Source organism: Pseudomonas sp. Pdm06, assembly GCF_014851795.1.
In the GTDB taxonomy this organism is placed as follows: Bacteria; Pseudomonadota; Gammaproteobacteria; order Pseudomonadales; family Pseudomonadaceae; genus Aquipseudomonas; species Aquipseudomonas fluorescens_AA.
Genome location: NZ_JACVAH010000002.1, coordinates 536,856 through 557,380, shown reverse-complemented (window position 1 = coordinate 557,380; position 20,525 = coordinate 536,856). Strand labels below are relative to the sequence as shown.

Below are 20,525 nucleotides of genomic sequence, written 5' to 3'. Positions count from 1 at the left end.
AGGATTGTCATGCCCTGATGATCAACGCCGCAGATAAGCCCCGAAATCAATATCCCCGGCACTGAGGATCGCCTGCACCCGGTTGTGCACATTGAGCTTGCGCAGGATCGCCGAGACGTGGGCCTTGACCGTAGTTTCGGCGATATCCAGGGTGTAGGCGATCTGCTTGTTCGACTCGCCCTTGGTCATGCGTTCGAGCACCAGCAGTTGCTTGCGGGTCAAGGCCTGGAGCAGTTCCGGCGGGAAGGCCGGGTTTTCGTTCAGGCGCCGGCCCACCGGGCTCTTTTGCGTGCGGATGATGTCCGGCGGCAGGTACACGTTGCCGTTGAGGATCTGCTCGATGGCATCGGTCATCTGCGAGCGTGGCGAGGATTTGGTGATGAAGCCCACCGCGCCATAGGTAATGGCCTGCAACACCACTTGCTTGTCCTGCTCGGCGGAGACGATGACCACGGGAATGGTCGGTGCCTCGTTGCGCAGGTTGATCAGGCCATTGAGCCCGTGCATGCCGGGCATGTTCAGGTCCAGTAGGATCAGGTCCAGGTCGTCGTGCTCGGCGGTCAATGCCAGGGCACTGTCCAGGTCGGCGGTTTCCATGACCTCGCTGCCAGGAAAACCGTCGCTGATGACGTTGTGGATGGCTTCGCGAAACAGTGGGTGATCGTCGGCTATCAGGATTTTATACATGGCCATTCACCTCGTTATTGTCGTGTGGGGCAGGGCAGTTGCGCGCATTTCTTTGCAAAATCAGGGAAAGGGTTCGGGGCGGGCTGCCTGCAGGGGCAGGTTGGCCGCCTCCCAGGCATCGAGGCCATCGCGATACCAGTACACTTGCTTATAGCCCATGGCAGCGGCGCGTTTTACCGCGTTCCAACTCAACCAGCAATCGGCGCGGCAATAAAAGACCAGCGGTAGATCCAGCCGCCCACCGGTGGCCGTGCGCAGGTGATGATTGAAGTAGTCCTGCCAGGTCGGGTCGAGATCGCCATCACCGGTATTGGCCAGCCACAAGCTGCCGGGGAGGTTGGCGTGGGGCTCGTTGTCGATGAAACGCCCTTGGACCCACGGACGACGATAAACGTCGATCAGCAGCGGGGGCGAGGCTTGGCCGAGCAGGCGTTGCAGGGCCTGGGTGTCGAGGGTCTGGGCGCCGTCGACGGTGGCGGGCGTCGGGCTGCGGTATTGTGCGATGCGGTAGCCCTGCGCTGAAAACAGCGTGGTCTCGGCCTGCGCGACATTCAGCGCCAGGCCCAGCAAGAGGATCGCCAGCAAACGGGGCATAGGGTTTATCCTTTTTGTTATGCGCCCATTACATGCCAGGGTCGAGGTCTTGTGAATGCGACCATAGACAGGAAAACCGGTACTAAAGTAGTAATTTTGGATGCCTGCAAGGGTGAGGACAACAGTTAACCCTGTGGGAGCCGAACTTGCTCGCGATGGCTGCGGCACAGTCAGCATCGTGGCAAGCTGATCCACCGTCATCGCGAGCAAGCTCAGCTCCCACAAAAGCTTTCTTCCAAGAGGATCGTTATCGGCAAGATCAATTGGCCTTGCGCAACGCCGCATGCTGCGGATTGAAGGTCCACACCGCCAAGAACGTGAACACCAGGGTCAAGCCCAGGCACACCGCCATCGCCAGGAGGTTGAACTGCTCATACAAGGCAAACCGCACCAATTCCACGCCATGGGTGAACGGGCTCACTGCGCAGAGCCAGTACAGCCAGGGGCTGGCTTCCTGCATTTTCCACAGTGGGTACAGCGCCGAGGACAGGAAGAACATCGGGAAGATCACGAAATTCATCACCCCGGCAAAGTTCTCCAGTTGCCGGATGGCGTTGGACAGCAACAAGCCCAGGGCGCTGAGCATCAGGGCCACCAGTAGCAAGGCTGGCAAGGCCAGCAGCAGGCCCATGGTCGGTGGCTGGATGCCGTACAGCCAGGCGATGGCGAGAAAGGCATAGACCTGTAACAGCGAGATCAGCGAGGTCGCCAGCAACTTGCTCGCCAGCAGGAAAGCCCGGGGCAGGGGGCTGGTGAGCAGGACGCGCATGCTGCCCATTTCCCGGTCGTAGACCATCGACAGCGAGCCCTGCATGCCGTTGAACAACAGGATCATGCAGGCCAGCCCCGGTACGATGTACACCTCGTAGGGAATGTAGGTGTCATAGGGCGCGATGATGGCGATGCCCAGTGCCGCACGAAAGCCGGCGGCGAACACCAGCAGCCACAGCAGTGGCCGGACCAGGGCGCTGAGCAGCCGGGTGCGTTGCAGCACGAAGCGCAGCCATTCGCGCACCACGATGCCGCTGAAACAGTGCCAGTAGGCGTTCATGGCCGGACTCCCGAGGCGGTCAAATGGCTGAAGGCCGAGCCGAGGGTGCCACCGTGTTCCAGGCTCACCGCGTCGGCCTGGCCGCTGGCGACCAGGCGGCCCTGGTGCACGATCAACAGGTCGTCGCTGGGTTGCACTTCGTCCAGCAGGTGAGTGGTCCAGAGCACGCTGATGCCCTGTTCGCTGCACAGTTGCCGAACGTGCAGGCCGAGGGCAAGGCGGCTGGCCGGATCGAGACCGACGCTGGGTTCGTCCAGCAATAACAGGCGCGGCTCATGGAGCAGGGCGCGGGCGATTTCCACCCGGCGTCGATGGCCGCCATTGAGGTCGCGCACCCGCTCGTGGCGGCGCTCGGTCAGGTGCTGGCGGGTCAGTTCGGCATCGATGCGGGCGCTGCCTTGGCGCCGCGAAAAACCATGCAGTGCCAGGTGATAGCGCAGGTTCTGTTCGATGCTCAGGTCCAGGTCCAGGGTGCTTTGTTGGAACACCACGCCCAACTGGCGCAAGGCCGGTCGTGGCGACTTGTGCAAGGAGTGGCCGCCGACGCGGATATCGCCCCGTTGCAGGTCGTACAGGCGCGTGAGCAGGGCGATCAGCGTCGACTTGCCGGCGCCGTTGGGCCCCAGCAGCGCGGCGAAACGGCCGGCGGACAGGCTGAAATTCATCTGCTTGAGGGCTTCGCGCGCGCCATAGGCAAAGCTCAGGTCGCTGACTTCCAGGGCGTTCATGGCGTGACCACCACGCCCCAAGGGTAGCGCCCGACCTTCACCGACTTCAGGACTTTGCGGCTCGCTACATCGATCACCGAGACATCGCCGCTGACGCCGTTAGTCGCCAGCAGTTGCTTCTGGTCCGGGGTGAACGCCAGTTGCCAGACGCGCCGGCCCACCAGCAGGTAATCCAGCACTTCGAAGGTCTTGGCGTCGATCACCGCCACATGGTTGGCCGGGCCCAGGGCGACGAACGCCAGCTTGCCGTCGGCGCTGAGCTTGATGCCCACCGGCTGCACCTTGTCTGGGTGCACGCCCTTGATCTGGAACGTCAGGGTCTTGAGCACCTGGCGCGTGGCGACGTCGAGCACGGTCAACGTGCCGCCGATCTCCGCCGAGGCCCAGAGCTGCGATCCGTCGCGATTGAACTCGACGAAACGTGGCCGTTGGTCCACCAGGGTGTTGTCGGCCAGGGTCTGGGTGCTGGTGTCGATCCAGTGCAGCATGTTCGTGGTTTCACTGGTGTTGACCGCCCACTTGCCGTCGGGGCTGACGGCCATGCCTTCGGGCTCGACACCCACACCGATCTGGCCCAGCACTTCGGAGGTCTGGGTGTCGATCACTGTGACCAGGGCATCGTCTTCGTTGGAGACGTACAGCCAGCGGTCGTTGGGGTGCAGGGCGAACTGCTCCGGGTCCTTGCCGGAGGGTAGCTCCTTGATGATCTTGCGGGTGGCGACGTCCATCACCTGGACCCGGTCCGAGTCGCTGGCGCAGATGTAGAGCAGGCGATTGTCATGGGACAGCAGCAGCCCCCGGGGGCGCTGGCCCACGGGCAAGGTCTCGATGACTTCCAGGCTCTGCATGTCGATCAGGCTCAGGCTGTTGTCTTTTTCGTTGGAGACCCAGGCGATGCTGGCAGCGGCGGGACCGGCAGCCAGCAGAACAGCACCCAGGGCAAGGACTTGGCAGAGCAGGGCCGGTTTGAACAGCGGGCGGCGCATGGCGATTTTCCTTATTGTTGTTATCGATCAAGGGTAACGGCAGCTCACTTCGGGCCGGTCATAGCCCAGGCTGTCCATTTCATTGGAGGGGTGCAGAAAACCGTCCTGGGGCGAGGTGCTGACCAGCGCCCGGGGCTGGACCAGGGGAATCGGTTGGCGTAGTTGGCCATTCCACGGCCGGTAGCTGAGCTTGCGTCCCTTGAAACCGTCCAGGGGCAACTGGTCGCTGAGGGCCAGTTGGCGGATGGCGAACGGGTCGGTCTGACGCAGTTTGCTCACCGCGCTGGCGATGCTGCGCACGGCGATCCAGGCCGCGAAGTCGCGGTCGTTCATCCAGCGTCCGGCCAGGGCTTCGAAGCGTTTTTGCAACTGCGCCGCGCCGTAGGTTTCCACGGTCTTGTGCCAGCCGGTGGGCGTCAGCCCTTGGGTGCCGGCCACCGGGCGTGGGTACCAGGTCTGGTAGGGCAGGTATTCGCCGAAGTCGCCGCGCTCGTCGGCCACCAGCACCACGTCGTACTCGGCGGTCTGGGTGAACAGCGGCATGTCGGCCTGGGCGCTGCGGCGCTGGTCGTTGTCGAACTGCCAGGTCTTTTCGGCGACGATCTTCATGCCGAAGCGTTTCATGGCCCGGCGCAATGCGGCGGCATAGGCCTGGTCCTCGGGCGTCTGGCCGACGATCAGCAGGGCCCGCTGCCATTTGCGCACCACGCTGAACTGCACCAGGGCATCGGCGAGCGTGGCGCGGTCGGGCAGGCTGTGCAGCACGTTGCCCAGGCAATCGGTGGTGCGCAGGCTGTCGTCGGGGCTGCCGGCGTTGAACAGCAGGCTGTCGGGCAGGGCGGCGCTGAGATCGCGCAGGCTGGCGGCCGGTGCATTGACCACGAACAGCCGCAGGCCCTGGTCGTGTTGAGCGTGGGCGGCCTGGAGCAGGGCTTCGGGACTGTCGACGCTGGCACTTTCCAGGCGATAGTCGTGCTGGAGAAAACGCCCGGTGCTGTTGCTGTCGACGATGGCCAGCTCAGCGCCGCGCAACCCGGCATCGGCCGGTTCGGCAATGACGTTGGACAGCAGCGGGCCCGGGTCGGGGCGATAACCCAAGTAGCCGATGCGCACTTGCAGCGGCGTGGCATCGCCCGCGTGAGCGGTCGTCGCTGCCAGCAGAAAAACCAGGGCGTAACTGACGAGCCGGCGCATGACGTTCTCCATTGCGGGTAGCGCCAGCATAGGAAGGCTATGGCCCTGGGGAAATATGCAGAAAGTACCGCCGGGGCAGTACCAAGGTAGTAACTCGCCTTGGAAGCCGGGGTTTTAGGATGCAAGGCATCGTCATTGCCCAGGAAGGGACAGACCATGCGGATTCTCAAGACCCTGCTGCTGACGTTGCTGCTGATCCTGAGCTTGATCGGGGTGGATCGTCCCAAAGCCTGGAACTCTCCAACCCCTCCTGTGGGAGCGAGCTTGCTCGCGATAGCGGTGGTTCAGTCGGCCTCGGTACTGGCTGTGCCGCCGTCATCGCGAGCAAGCTCGCTCCCACAGGGTGGGGGTATCGATTCAGGGGTGGAGCACTAGCCATGTCGGCCCTCTGGCGCATCAACCTCTGGGTGTCAGCCTTCTTCGCCCTGGTCACCCTGGCCTGTGCCGTCCTGCTGTTGCACCAGGCCATGGCCGATGTGAAGCGAGAATTGCAATCGGCCGAGTCGGTGGTGCATTACCTGCGGGAAACCGCCGAGCGCGACCCGGCCAGTCTCCAGCCGCGGTTGACCGGCAGCCTGCGTCATGTGCGGGTCCGTTGGCTGGCCCCTGGGGAACGGTTCCCCGCGGATGAAGACGGGATGAAAGCCTGGCTCGGCCGCCAGCTACTGGACGATGGCCCTGCGGCCCAGGTGGTGGAGTTGCCTGACGGTCGGCGGGCCTGGATCGCCGTCGATCCGCGGGACGAGATCGACGAGATTCTCGATTCGTTGGTGCAACTGTTGTACGTCTGCGCCTTGGCGCTGTCGCTCAGCCTGTTGGTGATTCGCTGGGCGGTACGCCGGGGCATGCGTTTGCTCGATGAATTGCTGCAGGCACTGCGTCAGGTGTCTGCCGGGAACCTGCAGGTGCGCCTGGGCACTGAAGGTGTGCCGGAAGCGCAGCAACTGGCGGGGCATTTCAATCGCATGACCGCCGCTCTGGCAGAGGCCCAAGCCGATAACGCCCGGCTCACCCAGGCCTTGCTGGCCGTGCAGGAGCAGGAGCGCACCCGGCTGGCCCAGACCCTGCACGACGATCTGGGCCAATACGTGGCCGGCATTCGTGCCCGCGCCTGCCTGTTGCGCCTGGTGATGGATCAGCCGTCGGCGCTGGAGCAGACCGTCAGCCAGCTCGAAGACCATTGCGAGCATTTGCAACAGGGTTTCCGGGCGCTGGTGCATGACTTGTACCCGGTGGTGTTGCAGCACCTGCCGTTATGCGAGGCCATCGGGCTATTGGCCGGACAATGGCAGGCCAGCCAGGGCATCGCCTGTCAGCTGCGGATCGACGAAGCCTTGCCACCCATGTCCGGATCGGACAAAACCCACCTGTATCGCTTGTTGCAGGAAGCACTCACCAACGTTGCCCGGCATGCCGGTGCCACGCAGGTAAGGATTCGCCTGCAACATCGCGCCGGGCGCCTGCGCTTGCTGGTGCGCGACAACGGCCGCGGTGCGACGCAACCACCGCGCGCCGGTGTGGGCTTGCACTCGATGTCCGAACGGGCGCGCAGCCTGGGTGGGGAGTTGCGCATCATCAGCCAGCCTGGCGCCGGTTGGGCGCTGGCCTTGAATATTGCCCTGGAGGCGTGATGAACATTTTGTTGGTGGATGACCATGCGGTGGTTCGGCAGGGCTACGCCAGCCTGTTGCGGGTGCTGATGCCGGACCTGCAGGTCCGCGAAGCGGCCACTGGTGAAGAGGCGCTGAGCCAGGTGCAGGAGCAGGTGCCGCACCTGGTGATCATGGACTTTGGCCTGCCCGGTATCAGTGGTCTGGAAACCACCCGCCGGCTGCGTCAGCGCCTGCCGCAATTGCGGGTGTTGTTCTTCAGCATGCACGACGAATTGCCACTGGTGCGCCAGGCATTGGACGCCGGCGCCGCGGGCTATCTGACCAAGAATTCGGCGCCCCAGGTGTTGGTGGAAGCGGTACGCCGAGTGCTGGCCGGCCATGCCTACATCGAACAGTCCCTGGCCACGCAACTGGCCTGCGCCAGCTCCCGGCAGGATGTCGACCCACGCCTGCAATGCATGACCCAGCGGGAGTTGGAGATATTCGTCATGCTCGCCAAGGGCACACCGACGCGCACCATTGCCGAACAGCTGTGCATCAGTGCCAAGACCGTGTCCAACCACCTGACGTTGCTCAAGAGCAAGTTGCAGGTCAGCTCCCATGCCGAGCTGGTGCACTTGGGGATTGATATGGGGGTGGTGCGGGTGGCGGGGTGAATCCCAGGTTCATTGTGGCGAGGGAGCTTGCTCCCGCTGGGGCGTGCGGTAGGAGCTGTCGAGATCTTTCCCTAGCCACTTGAGTCCAAGCGAAAGATCGCAGGCTTCGCCAGCGCCTACAGAGCCCAGCGGGAGCAAGCTCCCTCGCCACAGGGGGTTGTGGAAATCCTTACTCATCCCAGGAAGTCGGGCAGCCGGTGCAGCCTTCCATATTCGCATCCTGGAAATTTCCATAGTGCTGGCGAGAACCGCTCAGGTTGGCCTGTTCCAGGTTGCTTTCGCCGAGCTTGGCTTCCTGCAGGTTGGCATCGCGCAGGTCGGCGCCCTTGAGGTCGGCCTTGCTCAGCCAGGCCATTTCCAGGTCAGCGGCCTGCAGGTTGGCACCCTGCAGCCGCGCGCCGGACAAGCGGGCGAACTGAAGGTAGGCGGCGGTCAGGTCGGCACGTTGGAACTGCGCGCCCTGGGCGAACAGCCCCCAGCCCTGGATCGCCTTGAGCGTGGCGCCGCTGAAGTCCGCCAGGCGCAGGTTGCTTTGTTGCAGGCTGGCGCGGGTCAGGTTGGCGCCCTGCAACTGGGCTTTCTCAAGGTTGGCCAGGTCCAGCCGCGCGTGCCGCAGGTCGGCGTCGCGCAGGTCGGCACCGCTGAGGTTCATTTTGCGCAGGTCCTGGTTCGCCAGTTTTGCGCCACGCAGGTTGGCGCCGGGGCATTGGCTGGCTTCGGCGATGACGCAGCCGTTGAGGGTGAGCGGGGTGTCGAGGTCGTCGGCGTTGGCAAAGGCACCAACGAACAGAAGCAGCAATGACAAGCATCTCATGACATGAACTCGGGTAATTGTGGGAGCGAGCTGGCTCGCGATAGCGCAATATCAGTCAACATGAATGCCGGCTGAACCACCGCCATCGCGAGCGAGCTCGCTCCCACAGGGGTTGTGGTGTGTGTCAGGACCCAGGTGGGATCGGGCTATTTCTGCGCCGTCGCCTTGTCCCAACTCGGAATCTTGAACACCCAGAACGACCCACCCTGGGCCACGGGCTTGGTCAGTTCGGCCATGTCGCCGCCCCACAACGGTACGGCGCCGCCGTAGCCGACGGTCACGCCGATGTACTGCTCGCCATCCTGTTCCCAGGTGATGGGCGGGGAGACGATGCCGCTGCCGGTCTGGAACTTCCACAGCTCCTTACCGGTTTTCGCATCAAAGGCCTTGAAGAATCCGTCGCCAGTGCCGGTGAACACCAGGTTGCCCTTGGTCGCCAGCACGCCGGCCCACAGCGGCAGCGCTTCCTTGTGCTCCCACACCACCTTGCCAGTGGTGGGGTTCATCGCCCGCAGGCTGCCGACGTGATCGTCATACATTCGCTTGATACGGAAGCCCATGCCGAGGTAGGCCGAGCCTTTCTTGTAGTTCACTTCCTCGGTCCAGTACTCCTCTTTCCACTGGTTGCCGGGAACGTAGAACAGGCCGGTGTCCTGGCTGTAGGCCATGGGGTTCCAGTTCTTGCCGCCGAGGAACGGAGGCGAGACTTCCACCGGCTTGCCCTTGGTTTCGCCGGGCAATGGCTTGGCCGGGCGCTGGCCGGGATTCTCCACCGGGCGGCCGGTCTTCAGGTCGATGTGGCTGGCCCAGGTGATGTTATCGACGAAGGGGAAGGCGTTCTGCAGCTTTCCGTTGTTGCGGTCCACCACGTAGAAGAAGCCGTTGCGGTCGGCGTGGGCGGTGGCCTTGACCACCTTGCCGTCCTTGTCCTTGTAGTCGAACAGCACCAGCTCGTTGTTGCCGGAGAAGTCCCAGGCGTCGTTGGGCGTGTGTTGGTAGAACCACTTCACCTCGCCCGTGCTGGGGTCGACACCGACCTGGCCCGAGGTGTAGAGGCTGTCGTAGTCGTGTGGGTTGCCGTCCTTGGCCGTGCGCGCCCAGGTATTCCAAGGGCCGGGGTTGCCTGCGCCGACGATGATGGTGTTGGTCTCGGCGTCGAAACTGGCGCTCTGCCAAGGTGCGCCTCCGCCATGACTCCAAGCTTCGACCTTACCGGTTTCAGTGGTCTTGTCGTCGGGCCAGGAGGGCGCCTTGACGTCGCCGGTCGGGGTGCTGTCCTTGCCGTTGAGGCGGCCCATATGGCCTTCGACGAACGGGCGCATCCAGACTTCTTCACCGGTTTCCGGGTCGCGGGCGAACAACTGCCCGACCACGCCGAACTCGTCGCCGGAGCTGCCGTGGATCAGCAGCACCTTGCCGCTGGTCTTGTCCTTGATCAGCACCGGTGCGCCGGTCATGGTGTAGCCGCCGGCGTGGTCGCCGAACTTCTTGTTCCACACCACCTTGCCGGTGTTTTTATCCAGGGCGACCACGCGCGCGTCCAGGGTGCCGAAGTAGATCTTGTCGCCATAGATCGCCGCGCCGCGGTTGACCACGTCGCAGCACGGGCGAATGTTGTCCGGCAGTCGGTGGTTGTAGGTCCACAGGCGCTTGCCGGTCCTGGCGTCGAGGGCGAATACCCGCGAGTAGGAACCGGTGACGTAGACCACGCCGTCGCTGACGATGGCCTGGGATTCCTGGCCGCGCTGCTTCTCGTCACCGAACGAGTAGGACCAGGCCGGGGTGAGCTTGAAGACGTTCTTGTCGTTGACCTGGGCCAGCGGGCTCCAGCGTTGGGCGTTGGTGCCCATGCCGTACTGCAGCACGTCCTGGGTGGTCAGGTGGTCGTTGGCAATGTCTTCCCAACTGACCCCTGGCGCTGCGGCGCTGGCCAAGGGGCTCAGCGACAGACTGCCGGCCAGCAGCAAGGCAACAGTCAGGGCGGAGAGGGCGGGTAGCGTTTTTATTCTCATGGTGGCAGTTCCCAGTGAAGGTTTTGGCCTGACTAGGTTGGGTCGCGCCGGTGCCTGGCCGATACGGAAAAAATCCCGCCCTTGCCGGGAAGACTTCCCGAACCGCCTGTCTTTGCGACTTGCGTCGGATGGCCTGCTACCAAGGGACTAGACCCCGACCACCAAAGCAGCATTCGGCTGGCGCCCCAGCGTTCCTAAGATGACGGCACGGCTTCTTCACAGAGGTCTTGCGTGCAATCCAGAGGGCATAACAATGACAACAAAACGCAACGCCATCATCGCTACCGCATTACTGATGGGGCTGACCGGCGCAGGCTCCGCGTGGGCCCATGGCAACGTAGTGCCCCAGGCAGTGGAAACCAAGGGGCTGACCCCGATCAAGGACAGCAACTTGCCGTTGGACGCCGATGGTTGGGCCGCCCAGAACCCCTATCGCAGTTCCCCCGAACGTGACAAAGCCATAGAAATCGGCGCCTCGGCCTACAACCAGAACTGCGCGGCCTGCCATGGCTTGGAGGCCAAGTCCGGCGGGATCGCCCCGGACCTGCGCATGTTGGACGCCGCCGAAGCCGGAGACGAATGGTTCGTCGAGCGCGTGCGCCATGGCGCGGTGCGCGACGGTCGGGTCTACATGCCGAAGATGGCGGATTACCTGAGCCAGGAAGCCTTGTGGGCGGTGCGCACTTATCTTGACAGCGTGCACGTCGAGGAGTGATCGCCATGCGCTGGTTCGCCTGGGTAATCTGCTGCGTGTTGCTGGGTGCCCAGGCGGTTCAGGCCCAGGTGCGCAGCTACGATCAGATGATCGCCGCGGGGGAACTGAAGGTGGCGGTCTACAAGGACTTCGCCCCCTACAGCTTCGAAGACCAGGGCCAGCCCAGGGGCGTCGACGTCGAACTGGCCCAGGCCTTGGCCAAGGCACTGGGTGTGCGCCTGCGACTGATCTGGGCGCCGCCCGGCGAGAAGCTCGATGACGATCTGCGTGATTACATCTGGCGCAGTAGCCCGCTGCATGACCGGCAACTGGCCGACTTGATGATGCGTGTGCCGTACGATCACGACTACGTGCAAAAGCGCAACGACATCGGCGAGCTGGAAAACGCCCAGGTGGTGATGTTCGGGCCTTATCAGCAGGAGTGCTGGCAGGTGGCGTATGACCGTCGCCGGCTGGATTCGGTGGGCAGCGTCGCGGTGTTTCAGCAACACCCTATCGGGGTGGAAGTCGACAGCGTGCCGTCGTTCTACCTGACCTCGGTGTTCAACGGCATGCTCAGCGCCAAGACCCGCCATTACCCCAGCGTCGCCAAAGCCTTCGGGGCCATGCAGGCCGGGGAGGTCGACGCCGTCATGGCCATGCGCGGGGAAATCGACTGGCAAGTGCATGAAGCGGCCGATTCGCAACTGGCACTGGCGGAAAATGCCTATCCGAACATGGGCAAGCAACGCTGGGAAATCGGCATGGCGGTGCATGAAAGCAACCGTCAGTTGGCCTATGCGGTGGAAGAGGCGCTGGAAGGTTTGATCCGCGATGGCAGCGTCAAGGCTGTCTACGCCCATTACGGCCTGCGTTACGAAGTGCCCGAGATGTACCAATAGGAGCGCAGGGATGAACTGGCGAGCGTATGGCCTGCTGTTGTGGTGCCTGCCGTGGCTGGCGATGGCGGTCGAGCCAGGAAAGGATCCGGTGCCGTCGGTGATGTGGGCTTTTTATCACAAGCAATTGTTGGGGGAGGCGCCGTTCGTGTTCGACGAGCGGGTACGGCTGCTGGCGCCACCCTTTGCCGAAGACGCGCGCCAGGTGCCGCTGGAAATCGATGCCCGGGCCTTCGCCGGCGACGTCGTACGGGTGCTGGCCTGGGCCGAGCTGAATCCGTTGCCGAAAATCGTCGACTTCCAACCGGGGGAGCGGGTGCTGCCCTGGTTGTCGATCCGTATTCGCATCGAACAAGCCACGCCGTTGCGGGCCGCCGTGCAGACCCGCGATGGGCTCTGGCACGTCGGTTCGACCCTGATCGACGCGGCGGGTGGTGGTTGTACCGCGCCCAGCGTGGTGCGCACCCAGCCGGGGTGGGAGGAGCATCTGGGCGAGGTGCTGGGTGGTCGCTATCCGCGAGGGGATTCGAGTCGCTTGCGCCTGCAAATTGTCCACCCCATGGACAACGGCCTGGTGAGCGGCATCCCGGAGTTCTTCATCAACCAGGCGCAACTGTTGGACGCCGACGGCAAGCTGCTGGCGCGCCTGGAGCTGTTCCCGGCGGTCAGCGAAAACCCCAACCTGGGCTTCGATATCCAAGGCCCGGGACAGACCCGCCTGGTGCTGCGCGACAACAGCGGCAACGCGTTCGAGGCGGCCATTCCCTGACCAGAAGGAACGTGCGATGCGCTGGCTGTTACTGATCTGTCTTGGCCTGTGCCTGCCGGCATGGTCCGCCACCGATTATTCACTCAAGCCCCGGCAGATCGCCGAAGGCACCTGGCTGCTGGAAGGCAGCACCGAGAACTTTGCCAAGACCAACGGCGGCAACATCGTCAATACCGGCTTCATCGTCACCGATGCCGGCGTGGTGGTGATCGACACCGGGCCGTCGAAGCGTTACGGCGAGGCGCTGCGCCAGGCCATTGCGGCGACCACCGATAAGCCGGTCATCCAGGTCTTGCTGACCCATCATCACCCCGACCACGTATTGGGCAACCAGGCGTTCAGCGACGTGCCCATCGGTGCCTTGGCCGGGACCACGGACTTGCTGCGGCAGCAGGGCGATGCCATGGCGGAAAACATGTACCGCCTGGTGGGCGACTGGATGCGCGGCACCGAGGTGGTGCTGCCCAGCCAAGTGTTGGCGCCCGGTGTGCTCAAGGTGGGCAATCACGCGTTGCGATTGCTGCAACTGGCCGGGCATACCGGGGCCGACCTGGCAATCCTCGACGAAACCACCGGCGTATTGTTCGCCGGCGACCTGGTGTTCTACGAACGGGCCCTGACCACCCCCAACAGCCCAGGGCTGGAGGTCTGGCTCAAAGACCTGGATACCCTGCAGGCCTTGCCCTGGAAACAGATCGTGCCCGGCCATGGCCCAGTCACGACCGACGCCCGGCCTTTTTTGCAGATGCGCGACTACCTGGGCTGGCTCGACCAACTGATGCGCGACGGCGCGGCCCGGGGCGACGACATGGCCGAGATGATCCGCAGCCCCATCCCCGAGCGCTTCGCCGGGATCAGCCTGAGTCGGTATGAGTTGATTCGTAGCGTCAGCCATCTCTATTCGCGCTATGAGCGAGCGGGGATGAAGCGGGTGGATGCCCAGTCGCAATAGCCTTGGTGGTATGAGGTCCCTCGCCACGGGTGTGTGCAAGACCCACATGTACCAAGGAACTAGAAAACTCAACACAGCGGGCAATTGTTGGCAGCGGCCCCGAGGCCAAGAATCTGTGGCAGACCGGGAAAATTTCCCGGGTATAACAATAACCGCAGAGGTAGCCGTCATGAGTCATCCCGCACGTCGCCAACCCTTCGCCGTGAGCCTGCTGTTCAGTGCCATGCTGCTGTCCGGTTCGGCCCTTGCAGCCGTGACCGATCAGGAAATTCTCCAGGATCCGAAGAACCCCGAGCAGATTGTGACCAATGGCCTGGGCGTCCAGGGCCAGCGCTACAGCCCGCTCGACACGCTCAACGACAGCAACGTCAAGGATCTGCGTCCGGTCTGGGCGTTCTCCTTCGGCGGTGAAAAGCAGCGCGGCCAGCAGGCTCAGCCGATGATCAAGGACGGGGTGATGTACCTCACCGGTTCCTATTCGCGGGTGTTTGCCGTGGATGCGCGCACCGGCAAGAAGCTGTGGCAATACGATGCGCGCCTGCCCGATGACATCCGCCCTTGCTGCGATGTGATCAACCGCGGCGTGGCCTTGTATGGGGACCTGGTGTTCTTCGGCACCCTCGACGCCAAGCTGGTGGCATTGAACAAGGACACCGGCAAAGTGGTGTGGAGCAAGAAGGTCGCCGACCACAAGGAAGGCTATTCCATCAGTGCCGCTCCGCTGATCGTCAACGGCAAGCTGATCACTGGCGTGGCCGGTGGCGAGTTCGGTGTGGTGGGCCAGATCAGCGCCTACGACCCGAAGAACGGCGAACTGCTGTGGACCCGCCCGACCGTGGAAGGCCACATGGGTTACGTCTACAAGGACGGCAAGGCGGTCGAGAATGGCATTTCCGGCGGCGAGGCGGGCAAGACCTGGCCGGGCGATCTGTGGAAAACCGGCGGTGCGGCGCCTTGGCTGGGTGGCTACTACGACCCGGAAACCAACCTGTTGCTGTTCGGCACCGGTAACCCGGCGCCCTGGAACTCCCACCTGCGTCCTGGCGACAACCTCTATTCCTCCTCGCGTCTGGCCCTGAACCCGGACGACGGCACCATCAAATGGCACTTCCAGAGCACGCCTCACGACGGCTGGGACTATGACGGCGTCAACGAACTGATCTCGTTCAACTACAAGGAAGGCGGCAAGGACATCAAGGCCGCGGCCACCGCCGACCGTAACGGCTTCTTCTACGTGCTCGACCGCACTAACGGCAAATTCATCCGTGGCTTCCCGTTTGTCGACAAGATCACCTGGGCCACCGGCCTGGACAAGGACGGCCGGCCGATCTACAACGAGGCCAGCCGTCCGGGTGCGCCGGGCAGCGAAGCCAAGGGCAGTTCGGTGTTCGTGGCGCCGGCCTTCCTCGGTGCGAAAAACTGGATGCCCATGGCCTACAACCAGGACACTGGCCTGTTCTATGTGCCGTCCAACGAATGGGGCATGGACATCTGGAACGAAGGCATCGCCTACAAGAAAGGCGCGGCGTTCCTCGGGGCCGGCTTCACCATCAAGCCGCTGAACGAGGATTACATCGGTGTGCTGCGGGCCATCGATCCGAAGACCGGCAAGGAAGTCTGGCGGCACAAGAACTATGCGCCACTGTGGGGCGGGGTCCTGACCACCAAGGGCAATCTGGTGTTCACCGGCACGCCTGAAGGGTTCCTGCAGGCGTTCAATGCCAAGACCGGGGAAAAGGTCTGGGAATTCCAGACCGGCTCCGGCGTGCTTGGTTCGCCCATCACCTGGGAAATGGACGGCGAGCAATATGTCTCCGTGGTGTCCGGTTGGGGCGGCGCGGTGCCGCTGTGGGGTGGCGAGGTGGCCAAGCGCGTGAAGGACTTCAACCAGGGCGGCATGCTCTGGACCTTCAAGTTGCCGAAAGCGCTTGTCGCCAAGCGCTGAGCCAACCTTGGCAATGTAGAACCTGTGGGAGCGAGCTTGCTCGCGATTGCGGTCGATCAGCCACCCTCCATGCTGGAGGTGCCGACCGCATCGCGAGCAAGCTCGCTCCCACAAAAAAGCTCCGGCTCATCCTCGGATCGCAGCAAAACCTACGACCAAATAACGAGAGTCCCCCCTGCCAACGACGCATTCGTCCGGCCGGCGGGGCTCTCTACCATCGGCCTATCGCTTGTCCCGTGACAGGCATCGACCAGGCAGAGGCCCCATCATGATCTACGCACAACCCGGAACCCCAGGCGCCGTCGTTTCCTTCAAGCCGCGCTATGGCAATTTCATCGGCGGCGAATTCGTCGCGCCGGTCAACGGCGAGTACTTCACCAACACGTCCCCGGTCAACGGCGAAGTCATTGCCGAATTCCCTCGCTCCAGCGCCGCCGATATCGACAAGGCCCTGGATGCCGCCCATGCCGCCGCCGACGCCTGGGGCAAGACCTCGGTGCAGGACCGCTCCCTGGTGCTGTTGAAAATCGCCGACCGCATCGAGCAGTACCTGGAAGTCCTCGCCGTTGCAGAAACCTGGGACAACGGCAAGGCTGTACGCGAAACCCTCAATGCCGACGTGCCGCTGTCGGCCGACCATTTCCGTTATTTCGCTGGCTGCATTCGCGCCCAAGAGGGCGGGGCCGCCGAGATCAACGAACTGACCACGGCCTATCATTTCCACGAGCCGCTGGGCGTGGTCGGGCAGATCATCCCGTGGAACTTCCCGCTGCTGATGGCCGCCTGGAAACTCGCCCCGGCCCTGGCCGCCGGTAACTGCATCGTGCTCAAGCCGGCGGAGCAGACGCCGCTGTCGATCACTGTGTTCATCGAACTGATCGCCGACCTGCTGCCACCTGGCGTGCTGAATATTGTCCATGGTTTTGGCCGCGAAGCCGGCGAAGCCCTGGCCACCAGCAAGCGCATCGCCAAGATCGCCTTCACCGGTTCCACCCCGGTGGGCTCGCACATCATGAAATGCGCCGCCGAGAACATCATCCCGTCCACCGTGGAGTTGGGCGGCAAGTCGCCGAATATTTTCTTCGAAGACATCATGCAGGCCGAGCCGGCCTTCATCGAAAAGGCCGCCGAAGGCCTGGTACTGGCGTTCTTCAACCAGGGCGAAGTCTGCACCTGCCCGTCCCGGGCGCTCGTGCAGGAGTCGATCTATGCGCCGTTCATGGCCGAGGTGATGAAGAAAATCGCCAAGATCAAGCGTGGCAACCCACTGGATACCGAGACCATGGTCGGTGCCCAGGCTTCGCAGCAGCAATACGACAAGATCCTTTCCTACCTGGAAATCGCCCGGGAAGAGGGGGCCGAGTTGCTGACCGGTGGTGCGGCCGAGCACCTGGAAGGTGACTTGTCGAGCGGCTATTACATCCAGCCGACCCTGCTCAAGGGCCACAACAAAATGCGTGTGTTCCAGGAAGAGATCTTCGGCCCGGTGGTGGGTGTGACCACCTTCAAGGACGAAGCCGAAGCCCTGGCGATCGCCAACGACACCGAGTTCGGCCTCGGCGCCGGCCTGTGGACCCGCGACATCAACCGCGCCTACCGCATGGGCCGGGCGATCAAGGCCGGTCGCGTGTGGACCAACTGCTACCACCTGTACCCGGCCCATGCCGCGTTCGGCGGCTACAAGAAGTCCGGCGTGGGGCGTGAAACCCACAAGATGATGCTCGACCATTACCAGCAGACCAAGAACCTGCTGGTGAGCTACGACATCAATCCGTTGGGGTTCTTCTAACCCGATAACACAGCTACACCCTGTGGGAGCGAGCTTGCTGTGGGAGCAAGGCTTGCCCGCGATACAGACGACTCGGTCAAGCGGTCAAGCCGAGGCGACTAATCGCGAGCAAGCTTTGCTCCCACAATGGGTTTTGCGGCTCTCCTGAAATTGCTACCAACGCACCCCATCCACCGCTTCGAAAGTAGCATTCGAGCCCCGGGCGTGGCGTGCATTAATGACCTTGCCGGAATGGCCCGGTACAAGAAGAGGAAAGACCCATGTGGACTAAACCCGCGTACACCGACCTGCGTATCGGCTTTGAAGTGACGATGTACTTCGCCAACCGATGAGTGCTGGCCCGGCCTGGAACATTCAGGCCGGGCTACCCATTGGTCTGATTGCATTCACAGCGGGATGCTTTAGGCTCAAGGTATCCCCTGACAATAACAACAGGCTTACCAATGAGCCACGTAACTGAAAAGATGAGCCTCAGCCCGCTGCGCAAGTTCGTTTCTCCTGAAATCATGTTCGGTGCCGGTTGTCGGCACAATGTTGGCAACTACGCCAAGACCTTCGGGGCACGCAAAGTGCTGATCGTCACCGATCCCGGGGTCATCGCCGCCGGATGGGTGGCAGACGTCGAAGCCAGTCTCCAGGCCCAAGGTATCGATTACTGCATCTACAGCGCGGTCTCGCCCAATCCACGGGTCGAGGAAGTGATGCTCGGGGCCGACCTGTACCGGGAAAACCATTGCGATGTCATCGTCGCGGTGGGCGGTGGTAGCCCGATGGATTGCGGCAAAGGCATCGGCATTGTCGTTGCCCACGGCCGCAGTATCCTCGAGTTCGAAGGCGTCGATACCCTGAACGTGCCCAGCCCGCCGCTGATCCTGATACCCACCACGGCGGGGACGTCGGCTGACGTGTCGCAATTCGTGATCATCTCCAACCAGCAAGAACGCATGAAGTTCTCCATCGTCAGCAAGGCGGCGGTGCCGGACGTGTCGCTGATCGACCCGGAAACCACCCTGAGCATGGACCCGTTCCTGTCCGCCTGTACCGGCATCGATGCGCTGGTGCATGCCATCGAGGCGTTCGTGTCCACCGGTCACGGCCCGTTGACCGACCCCCATGCCCTGGAAGCCATGCGCCTGATCAATGGCAACCTGGTGCAGATGATCGCCAACCCGGCGGACATCGCCCTGCGGGAAAAAATCATGCTGGGCAGTATGCAGGCCGGGCTGGCGTTCTCCAACGCGATCCTCGGGGCCGTGCACGCGATGTCCCACAGCCTGGGCGGGTTCCTCGATTTGCCCCATGGCCTGTGCAACGCGGTATTGGTGGAGCACGTGGTGGCGTTCAACTACAACTCGGCACCGGAGCGTTTCAAGGTGATTGCCGAGACCCTGGGCATCGATTGCCGGGGGCTCAATCACCGGGAGATCCGCACCCGGTTGGTGGAGCACCTGATTGCCCTCAAGCACACCATCGGTTTCCACGAGACCCTGGGCCTGCACGGCGTGAGCACCTCGGATATTCCGTTCCTGTCGCAACATGCGATGCACGACCCGTGCATCCTCACCAATCCTCGGGAGTCGAGCCAGCGGGATGTCGAGGTCGTCTATGGCGAAGCCCTCTGACGAGCTGCAAAAAGCCTTGGAGGGGCTGCTGGGGCTGGGCAATCACTCGACGCGCAAGAGTCATTATCCGGAACTGACGGCGCGCCTTGATGAGCTGGAACAGGCCCGGCGACACCTGCAACAGCTCAACGACCAACTGGAGCAGCGGGTGGCCGAGCGCACCGATGCGCTGTTGGAAGCCAACCACAACCTGCAGCAGCAGATTGCCCAACGCGAACGGGTAGAACAGCAATTGCGCGATGCCCGGGACGTCGCCCAGGCCGCCAACCGCAGCAAGGACAAATACCTGGCCGCCGCCAGCCATGATCTGTTGCAGCCACTCAACGCGGCTCGCTTGCTGATCTCTACGTTACGTGAACGCGAACTGCCTGCCGCCGAGCACGTGCTGGTCGAACGCACCCACCAGGCGCTCGAAGGCGCCGAAGACTTGCTCACCGACCTGCTGGACATTTCCCGGCTGGATCAGGCCGCCGTCAAGCCCGACCTGGCGCCGTATCGGCTGGATGAGTTGCTGGGGCCGCTGGTGTCGGAGTTTCAATCGGTGGCGGGTGCCGCCGGGTTGGAGCTGCGAGTTCGGTTTGGCGACGAAGCGGTGTTGACCGACCTGCGATTGATCAGCCGTATCCTGCGCAACCTGCTGAGCAACGCCTGCCGCTACACCGATCAAGGCGGCATTCTCCTGGCGGCCCGGCGCCGGGGAGGGCGCTTGAGCCTGGAAGTCTGGGACACGGGGCGGGGGATCGCCGCCGATTGCCTGGAGTCGATTTTCCTCGAATTCAACCAACTGGACGTCGGCCGGGCGGCGGATCGCAAAGGCGTGGGCCTGGGGTTGGCGATTGTCGAACGCATCGCCCATATCCTCGGCTACCGGGTTCAGGTGCGTTCGCGGCCGGGACGGGGCTCGGTATTCAGTATCGAGGTGCCGCTGTCCAGTGAAAAACCGCTGCCCGTGTCGCTGGCCCCGGTACAGGCGGTCGCCGGCAACCCGCTGCCGGGGCGGCGCTTGTTGGTGATCGACAATGAGCTGAGCATCCTGCAAAGCATGGCCGCGCTGTTGGGACAGTGGGGCTGCGAGGTGTTGACCGCCACCGACGAGGCGGGTGCCCTTGACGTGCTGCAGGGGCGTGCGCCGGAGCTGATCCTGGCGGATTTTCACCTGGATCATGGGGTCGTGGGCTGTGAGGTGGTCAAGCACCTGCGTGAGCATTTCCACCAGGCGATCCCGGCGGTGATCATCACCGCCGACCGCAGCGACCAGTGCCGCCGCGCCTTGCGCAAGCTGGATGCACCGCTGCTCAACAAACCGGTCAAGCCTGGCAAGTTGCGGGCGGTGTTGAGTCAGATGCTCGGGTAGCGCAAAACTCGGGTATTCCCCGAAATCGCATCAACCCTGTGGGAGGTCATGGAAATCGCATCCGCTGCCAGTTCTCGTGGGAGCGAGCCTGCCCGGGAAAGCGATTTTATGTTATGTTATCCGATTTCGTTTGGCAGGAATTCTCATTCCTGCCTTACAGGGACCA

Annotated in this window: 19 protein-coding genes; 11 read left to right on the top strand and 8 right to left on the bottom strand. The window is 63.2% G+C overall.

The features are described from left to right. Positions 1–21: 21 nt before the first annotated feature. The 6 genes from IB266_RS05580 to IB266_RS05555 form a co-directional block, all read right to left on the bottom strand. Positions 22–687, bottom strand: a complete 666-nt coding sequence (locus IB266_RS05580; protein ID WP_060742607.1) for a response regulator transcription factor — start codon at positions 685–687, stop codon at positions 22–24. A 60-nt stretch (positions 688–747) separates the two neighbouring features. After that, the gene (locus IB266_RS05575) at positions 748–1,281 is read right to left on the bottom strand and encodes a PQQ-dependent catabolism-associated CXXCW motif protein (RefSeq protein ID WP_192260486.1); all 534 of its coding nucleotides are present in this window, start codon (positions 1,279–1,281) and stop codon (positions 748–750) included. Between the two features lie 259 nt (positions 1,282–1,540). Continuing rightward, positions 1,541–2,332 carry an ABC transporter permease gene (locus tag IB266_RS05570; RefSeq protein WP_192260485.1) on the bottom strand — a complete coding sequence of 264 codons (792 nt, stop codon included), beginning with the start codon at positions 2,330–2,332 and terminating at the stop codon, positions 1,541–1,543. After that, positions 2,329–3,060 (bottom strand): ABC transporter ATP-binding protein, encoded by a 732-nt coding sequence (locus IB266_RS05565; RefSeq protein ID WP_192260484.1) that lies wholly within the window; start codon positions 3,058–3,060, stop codon positions 2,329–2,331. The genes IB266_RS05570 and IB266_RS05565 overlap by 4 nt, the downstream gene beginning before the upstream one ends. After that, positions 3,057–4,046 (bottom strand): YVTN family beta-propeller repeat protein, encoded by a 990-nt coding sequence (locus IB266_RS05560; protein ID WP_192260483.1) that lies wholly within the window; start codon positions 4,044–4,046, stop codon positions 3,057–3,059. Before IB266_RS05560 ends, IB266_RS05565 begins: the two co-directional genes overlap by 4 nt. Before the next feature lie 27 nt (positions 4,047–4,073). Further along, a complete protein-coding gene (locus IB266_RS05555; RefSeq protein WP_192260482.1) occupies positions 4,074–5,240 on the bottom strand; it encodes an ABC transporter substrate-binding protein in 1,167 nt (388 codons plus the stop codon). Between the two features lie 377 nt (positions 5,241–5,617). On the opposite strand from IB266_RS05555, the gene IB266_RS05550 reads away from it, so the two are divergent. Then, positions 5,618–6,871: a histidine kinase gene (locus tag IB266_RS05550; RefSeq protein WP_192260481.1), complete on the top strand. Its 1,254-nt coding sequence runs from the start codon at positions 5,618–5,620 to the stop codon at positions 6,869–6,871. After that, positions 6,871–7,509, top strand: coding sequence for a response regulator transcription factor (locus IB266_RS05545; RefSeq protein WP_192260480.1), 639 nt, complete (start codon positions 6,871–6,873; stop codon positions 7,507–7,509). The genes IB266_RS05550 and IB266_RS05545 overlap by 1 nt, the downstream gene beginning before the upstream one ends. A 169-nt stretch (positions 7,510–7,678) precedes the next feature. On the opposite strand, the gene IB266_RS05540 is transcribed toward IB266_RS05545, so the two are convergent. Further along, on the bottom strand, positions 7,679–8,323 hold the full coding sequence (locus IB266_RS05540; protein WP_060742598.1) for a pentapeptide repeat-containing protein: 645 nt from the start codon (positions 8,321–8,323) through the stop codon (positions 7,679–7,681). A 146-nt stretch (positions 8,324–8,469) separates the two neighbouring features. Next, positions 8,470–10,335 carry a quinoprotein ethanol dehydrogenase gene (exaA, locus tag IB266_RS05535; protein ID WP_192260479.1) on the bottom strand — a complete coding sequence of 622 codons (1,866 nt, stop codon included), beginning with the start codon at positions 10,333–10,335 and terminating at the stop codon, positions 8,470–8,472. A 253-nt stretch (positions 10,336–10,588) separates the two neighbouring features. Here exaA and pedF point away from each other — a divergent pair, with 253 nt between their 5' ends. From pedF to IB266_RS05490, 9 genes are all read left to right on the top strand, one after another. Further along, positions 10,589–11,050, top strand: coding sequence for a cytochrome c-550 PedF (gene pedF / locus IB266_RS05530; RefSeq protein WP_192260478.1), 462 nt, complete (start codon positions 10,589–10,591; stop codon positions 11,048–11,050). A 5-nt stretch (positions 11,051–11,055) separates the two neighbouring features. Further along, positions 11,056–11,931, top strand: a complete 876-nt coding sequence (locus IB266_RS05525; RefSeq protein ID WP_192260477.1) for a substrate-binding periplasmic protein — start codon at positions 11,056–11,058, stop codon at positions 11,929–11,931. A gap of 10 nt (positions 11,932–11,941) precedes the next feature. Further along, the gene (locus IB266_RS05520) at positions 11,942–12,697 is read left to right on the top strand and encodes a quinoprotein dehydrogenase-associated SoxYZ-like carrier (RefSeq protein ID WP_192260476.1); all 756 of its coding nucleotides are present in this window, start codon (positions 11,942–11,944) and stop codon (positions 12,695–12,697) included. 16 nt (positions 12,698–12,713) lie between these two features. Then, positions 12,714–13,649 carry a quinoprotein relay system zinc metallohydrolase 1 gene (locus IB266_RS05515; RefSeq protein WP_192260475.1) on the top strand — a complete coding sequence of 312 codons (936 nt, stop codon included), beginning with the start codon at positions 12,714–12,716 and terminating at the stop codon, positions 13,647–13,649. A gap of 169 nt (positions 13,650–13,818) precedes the next feature. Beyond that, the gene (locus IB266_RS05510) at positions 13,819–15,594 is read left to right on the top strand and encodes a PQQ-dependent methanol/ethanol family dehydrogenase (protein ID WP_192260474.1); all 1,776 of its coding nucleotides are present in this window, start codon (positions 13,819–13,821) and stop codon (positions 15,592–15,594) included. 268 nt (positions 15,595–15,862) lie between these two features. Then, complete coding sequence (locus IB266_RS05505; RefSeq protein WP_092475329.1) at positions 15,863–17,383, top strand: aldehyde dehydrogenase family protein; 1,521 nt, start codon at positions 15,863–15,865, stop codon at positions 17,381–17,383. A gap of 260 nt (positions 17,384–17,643) precedes the next feature. Beyond that, positions 17,644–17,715 carry a pyrroloquinoline quinone precursor peptide PqqA gene (gene pqqA, locus IB266_RS05500; RefSeq protein ID WP_003243383.1) on the top strand — a complete coding sequence of 24 codons (72 nt, stop codon included), beginning with the start codon at positions 17,644–17,646 and terminating at the stop codon, positions 17,713–17,715. Between the two features lie 132 nt (positions 17,716–17,847). Further along, positions 17,848–19,005, top strand: a complete 1,158-nt coding sequence (ercA, locus tag IB266_RS05495; RefSeq protein ID WP_103311405.1) for an alcohol dehydrogenase-like regulatory protein ErcA — start codon at positions 17,848–17,850, stop codon at positions 19,003–19,005. Further along, positions 18,989–20,359 carry a hybrid sensor histidine kinase/response regulator gene (locus IB266_RS05490; RefSeq protein ID WP_192260473.1) on the top strand — a complete coding sequence of 457 codons (1,371 nt, stop codon included), beginning with the start codon at positions 18,989–18,991 and terminating at the stop codon, positions 20,357–20,359. The genes ercA and IB266_RS05490 overlap by 17 nt, the downstream gene beginning before the upstream one ends. Positions 20,360–20,525: the final 166 nt, after the last annotated feature.

Coding starts and splice junctions, on each gene's coding strand:
- IB266_RS05580 (WP_060742607.1), bottom strand. CDS start 687: ATGTATAAAATCCTGATAGCCGACGATCACCCACTGTTTCGCGAAGCC.
- IB266_RS05575 (WP_192260486.1), bottom strand. CDS start 1,281: ATGCCCCGTTTGCTGGCGATCCTCTTGCTGGGCCTGGCGCTGAATGTC.
- IB266_RS05570 (WP_192260485.1), bottom strand. CDS start 2,332: ATGAACGCCTACTGGCACTGTTTCAGCGGCATCGTGGTGCGCGAATGG.
- IB266_RS05565 (WP_192260484.1), bottom strand. CDS start 3,060: ATGAACGCCCTGGAAGTCAGCGACCTGAGCTTTGCCTATGGCGCGCGC.
- IB266_RS05560 (WP_192260483.1), bottom strand. CDS start 4,046: ATGCGCCGCCCGCTGTTCAAACCGGCCCTGCTCTGCCAAGTCCTTGCC.
- IB266_RS05555 (WP_192260482.1), bottom strand. CDS start 5,240: ATGCGCCGGCTCGTCAGTTACGCCCTGGTTTTTCTGCTGGCAGCGACG.
- IB266_RS05550 (WP_192260481.1), top strand. CDS start 5,618: ATGTCGGCCCTCTGGCGCATCAACCTCTGGGTGTCAGCCTTCTTCGCC.
- IB266_RS05545 (WP_192260480.1), top strand. CDS start 6,871: ATGAACATTTTGTTGGTGGATGACCATGCGGTGGTTCGGCAGGGCTAC.
- IB266_RS05540 (WP_060742598.1), bottom strand. CDS start 8,323: ATGAGATGCTTGTCATTGCTGCTTCTGTTCGTTGGTGCCTTTGCCAAC.
- exaA (WP_192260479.1), bottom strand. CDS start 10,335: ATGAGAATAAAAACGCTACCCGCCCTCTCCGCCCTGACTGTTGCCTTG.
- pedF (WP_192260478.1), top strand. CDS start 10,589: ATGACAACAAAACGCAACGCCATCATCGCTACCGCATTACTGATGGGG.
- IB266_RS05525 (WP_192260477.1), top strand. CDS start 11,056: ATGCGCTGGTTCGCCTGGGTAATCTGCTGCGTGTTGCTGGGTGCCCAG.
- IB266_RS05520 (WP_192260476.1), top strand. CDS start 11,942: ATGAACTGGCGAGCGTATGGCCTGCTGTTGTGGTGCCTGCCGTGGCTG.
- IB266_RS05515 (WP_192260475.1), top strand. CDS start 12,714: ATGCGCTGGCTGTTACTGATCTGTCTTGGCCTGTGCCTGCCGGCATGG.
- IB266_RS05510 (WP_192260474.1), top strand. CDS start 13,819: ATGAGTCATCCCGCACGTCGCCAACCCTTCGCCGTGAGCCTGCTGTTC.
- IB266_RS05505 (WP_092475329.1), top strand. CDS start 15,863: ATGATCTACGCACAACCCGGAACCCCAGGCGCCGTCGTTTCCTTCAAG.
- ercA (WP_103311405.1), top strand. CDS start 17,848: ATGAGCCTCAGCCCGCTGCGCAAGTTCGTTTCTCCTGAAATCATGTTC.
- IB266_RS05490 (WP_192260473.1), top strand. CDS start 18,989: ATGGCGAAGCCCTCTGACGAGCTGCAAAAAGCCTTGGAGGGGCTGCTG.